This window comes from Insolitispirillum peregrinum, from assembly GCF_900156605.1.
Taxonomy (GTDB): domain Bacteria; phylum Pseudomonadota; class Alphaproteobacteria; order Rhodospirillales; family Rhodospirillaceae; genus Insolitispirillum; species Insolitispirillum peregrinum.
Genome location: NZ_FTOA01000003.1, coordinates 211,543 through 228,411 on the forward strand (window position 1 = coordinate 211,543; position 16,869 = coordinate 228,411).

At 61.4% G+C, this 16,869-nt stretch carries 16 protein-coding genes; 7 read left to right on the top strand and 9 right to left on the bottom strand.

The window, feature by feature from the left end; genetic code table 11:
- Nucleotides 1-8: 8 nt before the first annotated feature.
- Together BW995_RS08760 and BW995_RS08765 are read right to left on the bottom strand one after the other, a co-directional pair.
- Nucleotides 9-533 carry an MlaD family protein gene (locus BW995_RS08760; protein ID WP_076399821.1) on the bottom strand — a complete coding sequence of 175 codons (525 nt, stop codon included), beginning with the start codon at nt 531-533 and terminating at the stop codon, nt 9-11.
- A gap of 169 nt (nt 534-702) precedes the next feature.
- On the bottom strand, nt 703-1,050 hold the full coding sequence (locus BW995_RS08765) for an NADH:ubiquinone oxidoreductase subunit NDUFA12 (RefSeq protein WP_076399822.1): 348 nt from the start codon (nt 1,048-1,050) through the stop codon (nt 703-705).
- 194 nt (nt 1,051-1,244) lie between these two features.
- Here BW995_RS08765 and BW995_RS08770 point away from each other — a divergent pair, with 194 nt between their 5' ends.
- Together BW995_RS08770 and BW995_RS08775 are read left to right on the top strand one after the other, a co-directional pair.
- Nucleotides 1,245-1,439: a hypothetical protein gene (locus BW995_RS08770; RefSeq protein WP_076399823.1), complete on the top strand. Its 195-nt coding sequence runs from the start codon at nt 1,245-1,247 to the stop codon at nt 1,437-1,439.
- Nucleotides 1,440-1,637: 198 nt separating this feature from the next.
- Nucleotides 1,638-5,315 carry a vitamin B12-dependent ribonucleotide reductase gene (locus BW995_RS08775; protein ID WP_084194701.1) on the top strand — a complete coding sequence of 1,226 codons (3,678 nt, stop codon included), beginning with the start codon at nt 1,638-1,640 and terminating at the stop codon, nt 5,313-5,315.
- A 105-nt stretch (nt 5,316-5,420) separates the two neighbouring features.
- On the opposite strand, the gene BW995_RS08780 is transcribed toward BW995_RS08775, so the two are convergent.
- Both BW995_RS08780 and BW995_RS08785 read right to left on the bottom strand, forming a co-directional pair.
- A complete protein-coding gene (locus BW995_RS08780; RefSeq protein ID WP_076399825.1) occupies nt 5,421-6,089 on the bottom strand; it encodes a hypothetical protein in 669 nt (222 codons plus the stop codon).
- 43 nt (nt 6,090-6,132) lie between these two features.
- Complete coding sequence (locus tag BW995_RS08785) at nt 6,133-6,801, bottom strand: hypothetical protein (RefSeq protein ID WP_076399826.1); 669 nt, start codon at nt 6,799-6,801, stop codon at nt 6,133-6,135.
- A 160-nt stretch (nt 6,802-6,961) separates the two neighbouring features.
- Between BW995_RS08785 and BW995_RS08790 the strand changes: the two genes are divergently transcribed.
- Nucleotides 6,962-7,417 (top strand): hypothetical protein, encoded by a 456-nt coding sequence (locus BW995_RS08790; RefSeq protein WP_139332837.1) that lies wholly within the window; start codon nt 6,962-6,964, stop codon nt 7,415-7,417.
- Between the two features lie 76 nt (nt 7,418-7,493).
- On the opposite strand, the gene BW995_RS08795 is transcribed toward BW995_RS08790, so the two are convergent.
- Nucleotides 7,494-8,705 carry a hypothetical protein gene (locus BW995_RS08795; protein ID WP_076399828.1) on the bottom strand — a complete coding sequence of 404 codons (1,212 nt, stop codon included), beginning with the start codon at nt 8,703-8,705 and terminating at the stop codon, nt 7,494-7,496.
- Between the two features lie 109 nt (nt 8,706-8,814).
- On the opposite strand from BW995_RS08795, the gene BW995_RS20450 reads away from it, so the two are divergent.
- On the top strand, nt 8,815-9,006 hold the full coding sequence (locus BW995_RS20450) for a hypothetical protein (RefSeq protein ID WP_139332838.1): 192 nt from the start codon (nt 8,815-8,817) through the stop codon (nt 9,004-9,006).
- Between the two features lie 19 nt (nt 9,007-9,025).
- On the opposite strand, the gene BW995_RS08800 is transcribed toward BW995_RS20450, so the two are convergent.
- The 4 genes from BW995_RS08800 to BW995_RS08815 are packed head-to-tail and all read right to left on the bottom strand — an operon-like array spanning nt 9,026 to nt 14,056.
- Nucleotides 9,026-10,147, bottom strand: coding sequence for an ABC transporter permease (locus BW995_RS08800; RefSeq protein ID WP_076399829.1), 1,122 nt, complete (start codon nt 10,145-10,147; stop codon nt 9,026-9,028).
- An 11-nt stretch (nt 10,148-10,158) separates the two neighbouring features.
- Nucleotides 10,159-11,310 (bottom strand): ABC transporter permease, encoded by a 1,152-nt coding sequence (locus BW995_RS08805; RefSeq protein ID WP_076399830.1) that lies wholly within the window; start codon nt 11,308-11,310, stop codon nt 10,159-10,161.
- Nucleotides 11,307-13,058 (bottom strand): ATP-binding cassette domain-containing protein, encoded by a 1,752-nt coding sequence (locus BW995_RS08810; RefSeq protein WP_076399831.1) that lies wholly within the window; start codon nt 13,056-13,058, stop codon nt 11,307-11,309. Before BW995_RS08810 ends, BW995_RS08805 begins: the two co-directional genes overlap by 4 nt.
- A complete protein-coding gene (locus BW995_RS08815) occupies nt 13,055-14,056 on the bottom strand; it encodes an HlyD family efflux transporter periplasmic adaptor subunit (protein WP_076399832.1) in 1,002 nt (333 codons plus the stop codon). The genes BW995_RS08810 and BW995_RS08815 overlap by 4 nt, the downstream gene beginning before the upstream one ends.
- Before the next feature lie 138 nt (nt 14,057-14,194).
- Here BW995_RS08815 and BW995_RS08820 point away from each other — a divergent pair, with 138 nt between their 5' ends.
- The 3 genes from BW995_RS08820 (at nt 14,195) to kdpA (ending at nt 16,858) form a co-directional block, all read left to right on the top strand.
- On the top strand, nt 14,195-14,890 hold the full coding sequence (locus tag BW995_RS08820) for a TetR/AcrR family transcriptional regulator (protein ID WP_076399833.1): 696 nt from the start codon (nt 14,195-14,197) through the stop codon (nt 14,888-14,890).
- A gap of 147 nt (nt 14,891-15,037) precedes the next feature.
- Nucleotides 15,038-15,139, top strand: coding sequence for a K(+)-transporting ATPase subunit F (gene kdpF, locus BW995_RS08825; RefSeq protein ID WP_076399834.1), 102 nt, complete (start codon nt 15,038-15,040; stop codon nt 15,137-15,139).
- 9 nt (nt 15,140-15,148) lie between these two features.
- Nucleotides 15,149-16,858 carry a potassium-transporting ATPase subunit KdpA gene (gene kdpA, locus BW995_RS08830; RefSeq protein ID WP_076399835.1) on the top strand — a complete coding sequence of 570 codons (1,710 nt, stop codon included), beginning with the start codon at nt 15,149-15,151 and terminating at the stop codon, nt 16,856-16,858.
- The last annotated feature ends 11 nt before the right edge of the window (nt 16,859-16,869 follow it).

Here is a 16,869-nt window from a genome sequence, read left to right on the forward strand (position 1 = left end):
TCGTGCTCCTATTGTTCCTTTGGGGCCTGGGGGGAAGCCCCGGGCTGTGCCTGATCGGCGGCGGCCTTGGCGCGGCGGGCGTGGGCCATGCCGACAATTTTCGCCAGCAGATCTTCGATCACCAACGATCCCTGCGTATAGCGCAGGCGTCCGCCGCTGGGCAGAAAGTCTTCTTCGCCGCCGGGCTGTAATTCGATGTACTTTGATCCCAGCAGGCCGTCGGTTTCGATGATGGCGGCGCTGTCGACCGGCACCAGCGTATCGCGGGCGATCTGCAGGGTCAGATGAATCCGGTAATTGTCGTCGAGTTTCTGGTGGGTCACCGAGCCGACCGGCACGCCGGCAACGCGGACTTCGGCCCCCGGAGCCAGTCCGTCGGAACGGTCAAAGACAGCCTCGAGCGGATAGCCGTCACTGTTCTTGTCGCGTACTTTCCGGTCGGCCGCATTGGCCAGCAGGGCCAGGGCCAGCACCGTGATTACAGCAGCGCCGATCAGGGTCTCGCGACTGTCCTGGTTCAGTCTACGCATCATCCCGCGTTGGTCTCCGCCTGGTGGTGGGGTCGGTTGCGCGGCGTTGCCCTCCGCACCGTTCGAGGAGAGCTGTTTCCAGCCCATAACAACGAATAGCCCATTCCGGCAGCCTTTGTGCAAAGCCGCCGGTCAGGGCTGGAAAAACCCGCGCACGGAAGGGTCTGCGGAATCAGACCGGCTGCCAGGGTTCGTAGTCGCCGGTGGCCTTGGAGCGTTCCCCGCCACGCAGGTCATGGCCCGGCGGCAGATAGGAATGTTCGGTGCCGGTGACGTTCGGCAGGTGCGACTTCTGCCAGGTGCGGCTTTCGGCCTGCACCGGGGCGTCGGTGGTGTAGTGCATCCAGGCGTGCCAGGCGGGCGGTACCTTCGAGGCTTCGAGCGAGCCCTTGTACAGCACCCAGCGGCGGGCCCGGGCACCAGCCTTCGGCGCCTTTTCTTCGAAATAGCGGTTGCCGTATTCGTCAGTCCCGACCTGACGGCCATTGCGCCAGGTATTGAACAGGGTTCCGGTGATCATCTTTGTTTTAGCTCCCAATGCTCGCCCGAGCGGGCAGGCCCGTCCTCTCCCTGACCAGAGCGGGGGCGCGCCATGCCGTCAGCAACGTCGTTGCAGGGTATTAGCACAAGGCGACGGGAACACCAACTCCCTCGGACAGCGGCAAGCGGGGAACAGAATTTTTTTGCTGTAAATGTGGGGGTAAAAGGTGAACAATGATCACCGTCACTGCGGTGCAACAGGCAAGTCGGGATAGTGATAAATACCTAAATATGGGCAGCTTTTTGCCGGTGGCCAAGCCGCTGAAACCCTTTGGCAGTGCGGCGCAGACGGGGTTTTCAACAGCCCGGGACTCGAAGCTGTGGAAAAATAAAGGGTTTGCCGCAGGGGGCTTTTTTATCATAGGGTAGTGTCGTTGCGGTGATCTTCATACTATATCTAGGTGGCTGCGACTCGTTGTGAATGTTGCAATTTTTCTCCGCAGACCCCGGAACCCCGGATGCTGCGGCGCAAAATCGTGTTGCCTGCTGCCCGGCCAGTCTGATGGGCTGTGACAGCGGGGTATGGCGTCTCATCAGTGCCAGCGTCAAAGCCAAGGAACGACAGTCATGAAGTTTGAGCGACTCCTCACCCGCGCCGGGCAGGATGCCTATCAGGGAATCGGGTTTCACCAGACGGTCAGTGAGATCCGCAATCCCGATGGCAGCGTCGTCTTTCGCCAGACTGACATTGACGTTCCGGCGCAATGGTCGCAGGTGGCCGCCGACGTGCTGGCGCAGAAGTATTTCCGCCGCCGGGGTGTGCCGACCTGCCTGAAGGCGGTGAAGGAAAAGGGTGTTCCGGCGTGGCTGTGGCGCAAGGTGCCGGACAAAAAGGCCCTGAAAGCCCTGCCCGAGGCCGAGCGCAGCACCGGCGAGACCTCGGCGCGGCAGGTGTTCGACCGGCTGGTCGGTACCTGGACTTACTGGGGCTGGAAAGGCGGCTATTTCGCCAGCGAAGACGATGCCCGCACCTTTTACGATGAACTGCGGGCGATGCTGGCCCGTCAGATGGCGGCACCGAACAGCCCGCAATGGTTCAACACCGGCCTGCACTGGGCCTATGGCATTGATGGCGGCGGGCAGGGGCATTTCTATGTCGATCCGGCCAGCGGAGAGCTGGTGCGGTCGGCCTCGGCCTATGAGCATCCGCAGCCGCATGCCTGCTTTATCCAGTCGGTTGCCGATGATCTGGTCAACGACGGCGGCATCATGGACCTGTGGGTGCGCGAAGCCCGCCTGTTCAAGTACGGCTCGGGGACCGGCAGCAATTTCTCTGCCCTGCGTTCGGAAGGTGAACTGCTGTCCGGCGGCGGACGCTCGTCGGGGCTGATGAGCTTCCTGAAGATCGGCGACCGCGCTGCCGGGGCGATCAAGTCCGGGGGCACCACCCGCCGTGCTGCCAAGATGGTGATTGTCGATGTCGATCACCCGGACATTGAAACCTTCATCGACTGGAAAATGCGCGAAGAGCAAAAGGTGGCGGCGCTGGTGGCGGGCTCGCAGGCCTGCAGGCAGGCAATGACCGCCATTCTCGCCGCCTGCCGGGAGGGGGATGGCGAGGCGCGTTTTGACCCGGCGCGCAATCCGGCCCTGCGCAAGGCCATCCGTGCCGGTCGCAAGGCGTTTGTGCCGGAAAATTATCTGCAACGGACCATCCAGTTCGCCCGTCAAGGGGTGGTGGAGATCGAATTCCCGTTGCTGAATGCTGACTGGGATTCCGAAGCCTACATGACGGTGTCGGGGCAGAACTCCAACAACTCGGTGCGGGTGACCAATGCCTTTTTGCAGGCGGTGCGCGACGATGCCGACTGGTCGCTGATCCGCCGCACTGATGGTGCAGTGGCGCGCACGGTGCGGGCGCGTGCCCTGTGGGACAAGATCGGCGAAGCCGCCTGGGCCTGTGCCGATCCCGGACTGCAATTCGATACCACCATCAACGACTGGCACACCTGCGCGGCCTCGGGGCGGATCAATGCCTCGAATCCCTGCTCGGAATACATGTTCCTTGATGATACCGCCTGTAATCTGGCCTCGCTCAATCTGGTGCAGTTCCGCCGCCCCGACGGTCAGTTCGATGGCGCCCTGTTCGCCCACGCCTGCCGCCTGTGGACGGTGGTGCTGGAAATCTCGGTGCTGATGGCGCAATTCCCTTCGCCGCAGATTGCCCGGCGGTCCTATGAGTTCCGCACGCTGGGGCTGGGCTTTGCCAACATCGGCGGCCTGCTGATGGCCAACGGCCTGTCCTATGACAGCGACGAAGGCCGCGCCCTGTGCGGCACCATCTCCGCCCTGATGACCGGCGTCAGCTATGCCACCTCGGCCGAGATGGCGCAGACGCTGGGGGCCTTCCCGCGCTTTGCCGAAAACCGTACCTCGATGCTGCGGGTGATCCGCAACCATCGGCGGGCGGCGCACGGGGTGGCCGATGGCTATGAGGGCCTGAGCGTCCCGCCGGTGCCGCTGGATGCCGCCTCGTGCCCCGCCCCGTCGCTGGTGCAGCAGGCGCAAGCCGCCTGGGACCGGGCGCTGGAACTGGGCGAGCAGCACGGCTATCGCAATGCGCAGGTGTCGGTGGTGGCTCCCACCGGCACCATCGGTCTGGTGATGGATTGCGACACCACCGGCATCGAGCCGGACTTTGCGCTGGTGAAGTTCAAGAAGCTGGCTGGCGGCGGCTATTTCAAGATCATCAACCGCATGGTGCCGCTGGCCCTGCAGACGCTGGGCTATCAGCCTGCCGAGGTCGAAGCGATGATCCGCTATGCCACTGGTTATGGCTCGTTGCGCGGGGCGTCGGGCATCACCCACGACAGCCTGCGGGCCAAGGGCTTTGACGATGCCGCCCTCGACCGGCTGGAAGCGGCGCTGGCGACCGCCTTTGACATCAAGTTTGCCTTCAACAAGTGGACGCTGGGCGAGGCGCTGTGTACCGGCCCGTTGGGCTTCACCGCTGGTCAGCTTGAAGACCCGGCCTTTGACATGCTGGCGGCGCTGGGCTTTTCCGCCGCCCAGATCGAAGCGGCGAATACCCATGTCTGCGGGGCGATGACCCTCGAAGGTGCTCCGCTGCTCAAGCCCGAGCATCAGGCTGTATTCGATTGCGCCAACACCTGTGGCCGCACCGGTCGCCGTCTGCTGTCGGTGGAAAGCCACATCCGCATGATGGCCGCCGCCCAGCCGTTCATTTCCGGGGCGATTTCCAAAACCATCAACATGGCCAACAGCGCCACCGTTGCCGACTGCCTGCACGCCTATGAACTGTCGTGGAGCCTCGGCCTGAAGGCCAATGCCTTGTACCGCGACGGCTCGAAGCTCAGCCAGCCGTTGCAGGCCAGCCTGTTGGCCAGCAATGACGACGACGAAGACGAAGCCGCAGACGCGGTGCAAAAGGTGGTGGCCGCTCCGGCTCCGCAGCGGGCGGCGCTGGTGGCGCACAAGGCCAGCGAAAAGGTGATCCATCGCGCCGTCCGCCGCCGGATGCCCGACCGCCGCAAGGGCTATACGCAAAAGGCGGTGGTCGGTGGCCACAAGGTGTACCTGCGCACCGGCGAATACGAAGACGGCACACTGGGCGAAATCTTTGTCGACATGCACAAGGAAGGCGCGGCGTTCCGCTCGCTGATGAACAACTTTGCCATCGCGGTGTCGATCGGCCTGCAATATGGCGTGCCGCTGGAGGAATTCGTCGAAGCCTTTACCTTTGTCCGCTTCGAGCCGTCGGGGATGGTCGAGGGCAACGATGCCATCAAGATGGCAACCTCGATCCTTGACTACCTGTTCCGCGAAGTGGCGGTGTCCTACCTCGGGCGCAACGATCTGGCCCACGTCCAGCCGGAAGACATCCACCCCGACGCCATGGGCGACGGCCACGAAGAGGGCGATCTGGAGCACTGGGACGGCACGCTGGTGTCGCGCACGGTATCCAAGGGTTATGTGCGCTCGTCCGACCTGTCGAACCTGTACGTCCTGCGCGCCGATGAACTCCACAAGGCCAAGCTGCCGCCTGCGGTGGGCGAGTTGGCGGGCGGGGCGGTGGCAACCACCACCCACACCCATGTGACGGCGGTGTCGGTCGATACCGTCACCACCACCAGCGGCACCGCCGACCGCAGCAGCCGCATCCGCGAAGCCCGCCTGAAGGGCTATGTCGGGGATTCGTGCAGCGAATGTGGCAACTTCACGCTGGTCCGCAACGGCACCTGCCTGAAGTGCGACACCTGCGGGTCAACGTCCGGCTGTAGCTGACGGGGGGGAAGAAGGGGCTGTGGAGCGCTGCTCCACACCTCGCCGGGGCCGTTGGGCCCCGGACCCCGTTCTTGCTGCTGTGGTGACAGGGGGAACGCCCGCTCGTCAATCAGGCAGAAACACCACCAGACTGTTTTCATCATTCGGAGGAGGGAGTTCAGTTATTTTGCGATAAAAGACCTGACTGCGGCGACCAAGCAGTTGCTGCACTTTGTCGCAGACCGCGATGCCTTTGGCATGAAAATCCTCCCAGTCGAAAGACGTATTGTTCTTTGGATCAATGTGTACACCATCTTCATAAAGGTCTTGCCATTCACGAATTTCATCGGAAAGAGTGCGCAATTGTTGATCGTTGGGGAGGTAGTCCAAGAAAAAATCATATGCCCCAATAACGGCACTGTCCTGATCTTGCACGCAAACCCCGGAGAAATCAGGACAAAACATGATGCGCTCTGGAAGATCGTCGGAAGAAGGCTCGGGCCATTTGATTTTGGTTCTGATCTTGGCAGTGTGCAATGTCTGCTCGAACAGGATGCAAGGGACAATCCCGCCACCGGGGAGGACTGCGTCCAGGGTGAGTGTCGCATCAACGGTTTCGATTGGAAGAACAACATCAGGAGGCAGGGGGAATGGATTCTTTCCATTGGCGATTGGATAAAACGCACGGCAGCTGGTCATGAAATCGCCATGGGAAGCACAGACAATCCTCCGCGATCCATGGAGTTTTGACGCCACGATCAGGGCGATCTCAAAATGATCTGGTTTCTGGTGCATGATGGGGGGCCCCTCTCCTGTTTTGGTTGCCGCGCTCCGTCAGTCAGTCAGGCAGAAACACCACCAGACTGTTTTCATCATTCGGAGAGGGGAGCTCAGTTAGTCTGCGATAAAAAACCTGACTGCGGCGACCGAGCAGTTGCTGCGCTTTGTCACAGACCGCGATGCCCTTGGCATGAAAGTCTTCCCAGTCGAAAGCCAGATTTTTTTCCCGATCAAGGCTGACGCCGCGTTCGTACAAACCCTGCCACGCATGGATTTCATCACTTAGATCACAGAGTTTTTTATCCCACGGAACATAATCCGTGAAGACGCCACTGGCTCCAATGACTCTGCCTTCCTGGTTTCTCACGCAAACTCCGCCGAAGTCTGCACAGAATATGATCCGTTTCGGAATCCGTTTGTAACGCTCCCCGGGCCATTTGATCTTGTTCCTGATATCGGTGCTGTCCAGGGTCTTTTTGTACAAGATGAACGGGATGATCCTGCCGTCAAGGAGGACTGCGTCCAGCGTAAGCCTCGCATGGACTGCCCCAACCGGAAGGGTAAAATGTGCAGGCAGGGGAAAAGGTTGGCATCCATTTGAGATCGGATACAACGCATCGCACGAGGCCATAAAGTCATCACGGGAATCTGCAATGTTTCTCCGCTTCCCGTGAGATTTAGATGTCAGCGTCAGGGCGATCTCAAAATGGTCTGGTTTCTGGTGCATGATGGGAGTCGCCCTTGTGCCGTGTTTGACGGATTTGGCCTGTCATCTCATTGTACGGGACGCAGGGACCGGCTTCTGCAAAAACATGCGACAGGCGAAACAATGAGGGCTGTAGGTGTGGTCTTCACCACGATACACGGCAGCCTGTGAAAAGAGGTGAATGATGGTCGTTGCACTGAAAACGATTTATCGGCAGCAGGATGTTCCCTCCCCCGAGGAATTCCAGAAGACCTACATCAAACAGTTTGGCCCGGAGCCGATTGATGCGATTTATCATTTTTCTCTGGAAGAGGATATGATGGTTACTTATTTTTACAATCTCATTACAATATTCATGCATGGGGATAAATCAACAATAATAACTGGGTATTGTGATTCATATAATAAATATTACTCATCATGTATTAATGATGATGATTTGAAATCAATAGGAGTTGAGATGCCATTTTATAGATTTTCATGGATTTTGAGGATTATTTTTTTCAGAAAATTACATTTTTGTTTTCCGTTTCTATGTTTTGACTTAGTATTAATGTCAACATACTTGAGGGGGGATATTGAAAGATCCATTATAAAGACACTCCCCTTCATTCTCCCTGAAGACCGGTGGGGGTAATGGATGCTTTCGGGACAGAGAGGGCAGCCCTCATGACGCATCATGAGGGCTGCCTGGGGTGGCTTGTCTTTACGGTTTAGGGGCCTTGGTATTCATGCTCGGCAAAGACCTTCTCTCGTTCTTTCAGCGATAGGGTGCTGTGACCGCCGCCCTCCAGGGAAAACAGGAAATCATATCCCTTTTCTGCGAGGGTGCTTCCGGCAAAGCTCCCCAGAGCTGTTGCTGCAAGGCTACCTCCCCCGAGAAGGGCTGCAGTGGCCGCAGTGCCTGCCGTGACTGGCCAAAAGAGAATGCTCGCTGATACGGCCACCCCGGCCCCCACCATTCCCCCAATCCATGAGCCAGATTCACTGGCAATCACTTTGGGTAGGTCTTCCTCTGAAGCTGTCATAAGATTGAAGGCCGTCGCCGAGAGAGCGAGAGGCATGAGGATTTTTCCGGCCTTGTCCAAGATGATCTCAGAGTCCTGAACTGCCTTCGTGACTTCTGTATTTGGCCTGGAAGCGCTTTTCTGAATGGACTCATGGTGTTCTTGGTTGCTCAGGTTCGGGTTTTTATCTACTTTTTTGTTGAATAACTCTTCAAAATTCCGGTTTTGCTCTTTCATATCCCGAGCATACAATGGGAGCCGATCGGGTAGATCCATGTGCGCCCGGGCGGCGTACTTGATGCCGTTACGTTCGGCAAAGGCCCAACGGGCAATCTCTTCGGCGCTCATGCCTTGCCGTTTCCGCAATTCGACGCCCTCGGCAATCCGTTCAGCCTGTAGCTGGTATTCGTCGCGAACCTTGACCATATCCCGGGCCAGACTGCGCATTTTTTGAGCACCCCCCTCGGGGAACAGGATATTCAGCAACCCCGCCGTTTTGTCGACGTATTGCGAAAAGTGCTGCTCCGAGGCTTGATCCTTGGGTGAGGCTGCAGAGCCATCCGGGTTTTCCTGTGAGGAGGACGGTGTTGCAGGCTGATCAAATGGCTTTGCCTTACCCTGAACTGCCGGATGAGGTTCCGCTGAGCTGACAGCATCAGCCGTTGCTGACGGCGAGCGGCTTTTATTCTTGTTCCAGCCTGCGTCATTTTTGCCATCGGCAAACGGTTTAACTGCCATGGGACCGTTCCGCTCAGGCAGGCTGCCACCCGTCAGCAGGGTACTTCCCTGACCTGCTTCAGCGACCCGTCTCCGTGTCGGCTCCTGTTCTTCAGGCGAGGTGTCGGCGTCGATAAACGGTTTCCACGCTTCAGGAACCGGCATGGTCGAATAGTGCTTCAGCAGCCAGCGATTATCCATGTAGTCCTGATAGTCTGCCGCACGTTGTACCTGTTCGTCCTCAGCGGCGACGTTCTTCCTCGGACAGTGGCGGGAGGTAGGGGGTATTGGGGGCCATGATTGATGCTCCGTGCAGGATCAAAAAAAATGCCGCCCGGAGAAAACTCCGGACGGCAGAAAAAAGGATCGGGAAACGCCAACGGCCCGCTTCCTGATCAAGAAGCGGGCCGTTGGCGGAAATCCCCAAACATGGTTTTTTGTAACAGGGCGCGAATGCCGCGTCAAACGCTTTGTGACTATTGTGGAAAATAATGATCCATAAAGGAACGTATGTCTGCCGCTCATCCCAACCGGTTGCGGAACATCCAGGCGGCCACCGGCAGGGTCACGGCGGCAATCGCCAGCAGGGCGAGCATTTCCGGTAACAGTTGGCTGATCCCGGCGTTTTCCAGATAAATTTGCCGGGTCATGCTGATCGCATAGCGCAGCGGGTTGAGGCAGGTCAAATACTGCAACGCCACCGGCATGTTGGAAATCGGGGTGGTCAGGCCGGACAGCAGCATGAACGGCATCATGATCACCACCGTTCCGATGATCGCCTGTTGCATGGTGCGGGCGATCGAGGACAGGAACAGGCCGATCCCGACCGAGGCGGCGAGGAATTCAAACAGGCTGAGGTACAGCACCGCATAGGACCCGGCAAAGGGGATGCGGAACCACAACTGCGCCACCAGCAGGATCGATGTGGCTTGAATGGTGCCGATGATCATCGACGGAATGGCCTTGCCGATCATGATTTCCGATGGCCGGAACGGCGTCACCAGCAACTGCTCAAAGGTTCCGGCCTCGCGTTCGCGGGCAACCGACATGGCGGTCAGGATCATGGTCATCATCATGGTGATGGTCCCGATCAGCGACGGGATCATGTTCCAGCGGGTCTCGAAGTTGGGATTGTACCAGGCGCGGGTGTTGACGGTGACCCCGGCGCTGGCCTGCTGGCCGTGCTCGCTGCGCCAGTGGCTGATGAAGGCCTCGGTGATGCTGCTGACATAGCCTTGGGCGGTTCCGGCGGTGTTGGTGTTGCGGCCATCGGCTATCACCTGCACCGGGGCGGCGGTTCCGGCCATCAACAGGCGCTCGAAGTCGGGCGGGATGACCACTGCCAGCACGGCGTGGCGCTCGGTGATCTGCCCGCTGATGGCGCTGGCGCTGTCGAGGGTTGCCACCCGCTGAAAAGCCCCCGATCCGTCGAGGGCGGCGACATAGGCGCGGGAACTGGCGCTGCGGTCATGGTCCAGCAGGGCATAGGGGACGTTGGTCAGGTCATAGCTGGCGGCATAGCCGAACAGCAGGCATTGCATGATCGGCGGGATCAGCACGGAAACCCGGCTGCGCGGGTCCTTGAGGATGGCCAGCAGTTCCTTGCGGATCAGGGCGAGGATGCGGAACAGGGCGTCGATCATTGGTGATCCTCTCACACCAGCCGTTTGCGGGTCGAACGGGTGGCCAGCGCCATGAACACCACCGCCATCACCGTCAGAATGGCGGCATCGGGCAGGATTACCGGCCAGACATCCCCGGCAAGGAACAGCGTCTGCAAGGAACTGACGAAATAGCGGGCGGGCAACAGGGTGGTGATCGCCTGCACCGGCCACGGCATGCTGCGGATGTCGAAAATGAACCCTGACAGCATGGTGGCGGGCAGGAAGGTGATCAGGATGGTGATCTGGTTGGCGAGAAACTGGCTGCGGGTGGCGGCGGAAATCACCAGCCCCATCCCCAGCGACACCACCAGATACAGCGCCGAAATCAGCACCAACAGCCACAGCGAGCCGCGCAGGGGCACACCGAACAGCAGCTTGCTGCCGATCACCGACAGCGCCAGCCCCAGCATCCCCATCACGAAATAGGGAACGGTCTTGCTGATCAGGATTTCGTGTGGACGCACCGGGGTGGCGAACAGGGCTTCAAAGGTGCCGCGCTCCCATTCACGGGCGATCACCGACGAGGTCAGCAAGGCTCCGATCAGGGTCATCACCAGCACCAGCAGGCCGGGGACCAGAAACCACGAACTGGTGTTGGCATCGTTGAACCACAGACGGTTTTCCAGGGTGATCGACGGAATGGTGATGCTGGTTCCGGCCTCGGCCCGTGCGCGGGCCTGCCACAGGGCGATGGCGCTGGTGGCATAGCTTTGGGCGATGCGGGCGGTGTTGGAATCGGTGGCATTGACCACCACCTGCACCGTGCCCTGCTGGCGGGCGAGATCGCGGCTGAACGAGGCCGGGAAGCGCACGATGGCTGAAACCGCGCCACTGGCCATCAACTGTTCGGCCTCGGGCATGGTGGCGACCGGGTGAACCTTGAACCACGGCGACAGGCGAAAGGCGGCGCTGGCATCGGCGGTATCGGCGGACGGCGCATCGGCGACGATCGCCACCGGCAGGTCTTTCAGGTCAAAGGACAGGCCATAGCCGAACAGCACCAGCAGAATGATCGGCATGATCACTCCGATGGTGATGGCGCTGGGATCACGCAGGATTTGCCAGCTTTCCTTGCGGATCAGGGCGAGGGTGCGCCGCAGGGACGCCCGCCCGCTGTGCGGGGAGGGAGGGGAAAGGCTCATGATGCCTCCTGCCGTTGTCGCCAGTTTTCGACGATGGCGATAAAGGCGTCTTCCATGGTGACGGGGCGGCCATCGCTGCGCTGGCCGTGGCGGCGGATGTCGGCGGGCGAGCCTTCGGCGAGGGCGCGGCCACTGTCGAGGATCACCAGCCGGTCACAGTATTCGGCTTCTTCCATGAAATGAGTGGTGACGATCACCGTGACGCCCTGCTCGGACAGGGCGGTGATCCGGCCCCAGAACTCCCGCCGCGCCAATGGATCGGCGCCACTGGTGGCTTCGTCAAGGAACAGGATATCCGGCTCGTGCAGCAGGGCGGCGGCCATTGCCAGCCGTTGTTTATAGCCGCCGGGCAGGCTGCCACTGGCCAGCGACGACAGCGCACCGAGGTCAAATTGCTCTTTCGCCCAGTCGATGCGCTCGCGCTTGCGATGGCCGCGCAGGCCATAGGCGGTGGCAAAGAAATCGAGGTTCTCGTCAACCGACAGATCACCGTACAGCGAGAACTTTTGTGCCACATAGCCCAGCCGGGCACGGGCGGCGGCACGGGCGGTGCGCAGGTCGGCGTTCGCCACCCGCAAGGTGCCGCTGGTGGCCGGGATCAGGCCGCACAGCATGCGAAAGGTGGTGCTTTTCCCAGCTCCGTTCGGCCCGAGCAGGCCGTAAATCTCGCCGCGCTTCACCTGAAACGACACATGATTGACGGCGGTAAAGCTGCCAAAGGTACGCACCAGATCGCGCACTTCGACCGAGATGCTGCCTGCCGGAGCCGCAGGCGGGCGGCTGAGGACAATCGCGCTGGAATGCTGCTCGCGGGCGACGGCGCGGAACAGCACCATGAAGCCGTCTTCAAAGCGCGGTTCAGTGGGGGAAAACTGCAACGCCAACTCCGCCAGTCCTTCCTGTGGCGGAGCCGGGGAGGTGCTGACCACCCGCACGCTGCCCGCTTCGGGGACGGCATCGACCACTTCTGGATGGCGGAAAAGATGTGCCTGTAACGAGCGCGCCGCCATGCCGTTGGCCGCGGAGGCCAGAAACACCCGTCCGGCAGCGCGGGCGGTGATCTCGGCGGGGGTGCCTTCGGCCAGCACCCGCCCCTGATGCATCACCACCGTGTGACCACAAAACTCGGCTTCGTCGAGGTACGAAGTGCTGACCACCACCGTCAGCCCCTGCTGGTGGACCAGATGGCGCAAAATGTCCCACAGCTCGCGGCGGGACAGCGGGTCCACCCCGACCGTCGGCTCGTCCAGCAGCAACAGGTCGGGCGAGCGCACCAGCGTACAGGCCAGCCCCAGTTTCTGCTTCATGCCGCCGGACAAGGCTCCGGCCAGTCGGGAGGTGAACGGGGCCAGCGCGGTCATGGTCAGCAGGCTGTGGTAAATCTCGCGCCGCTGGTCCGGCGGCACGCCGTGCAGGTCGGCGTACAGGTCGAGGTTCTGCTGGACGCTCAGGTCTTCGTACAGGCCGAATTTCTGCGGCATGTAGCCGATCCGGTTCTGTACCGCCTGCGGCGCGGCGGCCACATCCAGCCCCAGCACCTCGGCCTGTCCGGCGTCGGGCGGTACCAGCCCGGCCAGAATGCGCAGCAGGGTACTTTTGCCCGCTCCATCCGGGCCGACCAGTGCGGTCAGGGTGTTTTGCTCGGCACGGAACGACACCTGATCGAGCGCCACCACCGTTTCGCTCGTGTCGCGCACAAAGCGTTTGGCCAGACCGCGCAGGACAACAGGCAGCGGGGGCGGGCTCATGGCCGTGACGCAGCGGGCAGCAGGCGGACGGTGGCCGGCATCCCCAGACGCAGGCGGTTGTCGGGGTCGGTGACAAACACCCGCACTTCGTAGACCAGACTGGTGCGCAGGTCTTCGGTTTGCACCGTTTTGGGGGTGAACTCGGCCAGCGGCGAGATGAAGCCGATCCAGCCGTCCAGCGGGCGCGCCGGGTCGCTGTCGATGGTGATGCGGGCGGGCAGTCCTTCGCGCACCTCGCTCAGGCGCGGTTCGGGGACATAGGCCCGCACCCATTTGGTCCCCAGCCGGGCGACCGAAAACACCGGTGAACTGGGGGTCGCCATCTCGCCCGGTTCCATCAGTCGCGAGCGGATCACCGCCTCGAACGGGGCCTTCAGCTCGGTGTCGTCCACCTGCTGTTGCAGCAGGGCCATCGCCGCTTCGCTGGCCTGAAGCTGGGCTTCGGCCTGTGCGATGTCTTCGGCGCGCGGGCCAATCTGCGCCAGCGACAGGGCGTTCTGCTGAACGGCCACCTTGGCAACGGCAACATCGGCTTGCGCGCGGGCTTCATCGACATCCTGCTTGCTGACCGCCGCAATCGGCAGCAGCGATTTGAACCGCTGATAGTGGGCGCTGGCGTTGGCGGCGTCGGCCTTGGCCGCTTCCAGATTGGCCTGCGCCTGAGCGATTTCTTCCGGGCGGCTGCCGTTCTTCAGCCGGTCGAGGGCGGCTTGCTGGGCGGTGACGGTGGCTTTGCTCTGCGCCAGTTGCGGCAACAGGCGGCTTTGGCTCAGGCGGGCCAGAACCTGCCCCTGCAGGACGGTCTGACCTTCTTCGGCCAGCACTTCGGCGATGCGCTCGCTGCCATTGAACGACAACGACGCCTGCCGCAAATCGACGGTGCCATACAGGGTCAGCGGGCCTTCGACGGTCGGGCGGTGGCTGTACCACCAGAAAGCGCCAGCGGATACGGCGGCCAGCACGAGGAGGGCGGCAATTCTGGGAAGCAGTGTGCGCATCAGCCTGTGTCCTCTGTGGAGACGGTCAGCATGATGCGGCTTTTCTGATGTGTCAAATTCAAATTTGAAATTAAAATTTGTTTGCGGACCGTGGCCTGCGGATATACTGGATACGGTGTCGCACCACAGGAGAACCGCATGGCACGGCCCGGACGACGGGAAGATGGCGCCGCCACCCGCCAGACCATTCTGGACGCCGCAGGCGAGGTGTTCGCCGCCAAGGGCTTTGGGCAGGCCACCGGCAAGGAAATCGCCGAGCGGGCGGGGACCAACTCGGCGGCGGTGAACTATTACTTTGGCGGCATCGACGGCCTGTATGCCGAGGTGCTGATCGAGGCTCATCATCGTCTGCTGGATTATGACCTGCTGAAGGCGATGGCCGACGCACCGGGCGACCCCCGGCAAAAGCTGGCGCAACTGCTGGCCGGAGTATTTCCGGCGGTGCTGACTCCGGCGGCGTCGCCATGGCCGCTGCGGGTACTGGGGCGGGAAATGGTCACGCCCTCGACCGCCTTTCCGACCTTGCTGGAACGGGAAATCCTGCCGAAAAAGCAGCTGATGATCGGGCTGGTCGCGGCCATTCTGGGAGTGCCTGCCGACCATCCGGCGGTCCCGCGCTGTGCGCTGGCGATCATGGCGCCGATTGCCCTGCTGGTGCTGGCCGGGCCGAACGTGCGGGCGCAACTGGTTCCACCGGCAGGTTTTGATGATCCGGCGGCGGTTGCCCGTCATTTCCAGACCTTCATCGCGGCGGGCATGGCGGCGGTGGCGGCCGATCTGGCGCAGGATAAGGATTCCATAAAGACCGCTGGCGAAAACCGTATGGAACCTTGATGGCCGTTGGCCTGACCCTTGGGGTGGTATCAAGAACACCCTGAGGAACGCATGATGTCTGATTTGCTGTTCATTGCGCTGACCGTTGCCAGCTTTGCCCTGTTGGGTGGACTGGTGCGGGTTTGCGCCCGCGTCTAGGGGGAGGCCATGGCGGGACTTCCCTTGCTTGATCTGGTGGTGGCAGGCAGTGCCGCCGTCGGTCTTCTGGTCTATCTGACCTACGCCCTGTTTCACCCCGAACGCTTTTAGGAGGTGGCAATGGATGCCAATGGCCTTCTGACGATCGTGGTGTTTTGTGCGCTGGTGCTGGCGCTAACCCCGCTGCTGGGGCGCTACATGACCGCCGTTTTCGACGGCCAGGTGAAGGGGCTGGGCTGGCTGGAGCGGCCCATCTATCGCCTGTGCGGTACGTCAGCCGACGAGGAACAGCACTGGAGCCGTTATGCGCTCAGTCTGCTGGCCTTCAGCGCGGTGGGGATGCTGCTGCTGTATGCGCTTCAGCGGCTGCAGGGCGGCTTGCCGTGGAACCCGGCTGGACTGGCGGCCGTCGCCCCCGATCTGGCGTTCAACACCGCTGCCAGCTTTGTGACCAACACCAACTGGCAATCCTATGGTGGCGAAACCACTCTCAGCTATCTGACCCAGATGGCCGGGATGACGGTGCAGAATTTTGTCTCGGCGGCGACCGGCATTGCGGTGGCGATTGCCCTGATCCGTGGCTTTGCCCGCCACAGCGCCCGCACGGTGGGCAACTTCACCGTCGATGTCACCCGGGCGGTCCTCTATCTGCTGCTGCCACTGTGTGTGGTCGGGGCGCTGGCGCTGGTGGCGCTGGGCGTGCCGCAAAACCTGTCGGCCTATACCAGTGTCACCACGCTGGAAGGCGCACAGCAGCTTATCGCGCAAGGCCCGGTGGCCAGCCAGATGATGATCAAGCATCTGGGGACCAACGGCGGCGGCTTCTTTAACGTCAATGCCGCTCATCCGTTTGAGAACCCGTCGGCGCTGACCAACCTGATCCACATGGTGGCGATTTTTGCCATCGGAGCCGGGCTGACCAACACCTTTGGCCGGATGGTCGGCAGCCAGCGTCAGGGCTGGATGATCCTGACGGCGATGACCATTCTGTTTGGCCTCAGTCTGGCGGTGGCGCTGGGCGCTGAAGTCCAGGGCCATCCGCTGTTGGCGGCCCATGGCATTGATCAACTGGCTTCACCGTGGCAAAGCGGCGGCTTTCTGGAAGGCAAAGAAGTCCGCTTTGGGGTGGTGACCTCGGTGCTGTTCAGCATCGTGACCACCGCAGCATCGTGCGGGGCGGTGATTGCCATGCATGACAGCCTGTTGCCGCTGGCTGGCATGATGCCGCTGCTGAACATGATGCTGGGCGAAGTGATCATTGGCGGCGTCGGGGCCGGTCTGTACGGGATGATGCTGTTTGTCCTGCTGGCGGTGTTCATTGCCGGTCTGATGGTCGGGCGGACGCCGGAATATCTGGGCAAAAAGATCGAAGGCCGCGACATGACGCTGGCCCTGCTGGCGATCCTCGCCTTTCCGCTGTGCATCTTCGGGCTGGGCAGTATCGCCATGGTCTGGGGGCAGGGGGCAATTCAGGATGCCGGGCCGCATGGCCTGAGCGAGCTGGTCTATGCCTATGTCTCGGCAACCGCGAACAACGGCTCGGCCTTTGCCGGGTTCAGTGCCAACACCCTGTTGCACAACATCTTGCTGGGGCTGGCGATGCTGGCCGGGCGGTTCATGGTGATCATTCCCTTGCTGGCGATTGCCGGGGCAATGGCCGCCCGCAAGACCATTCCGCCGTCGGCGGGCACGTTTCCCACCGATGGCGGCCTGTTCGTGGTCCTGCTGATCATGGTGGTGCTGGTGATTGGCGGCCTGACCTTCTTCCCGCTGCTGGCGCTGGGTCCGTTGGCCGAACATCTGACACTGGCCGCCGGAACCCTGTTCTGATCTCTTTTGAC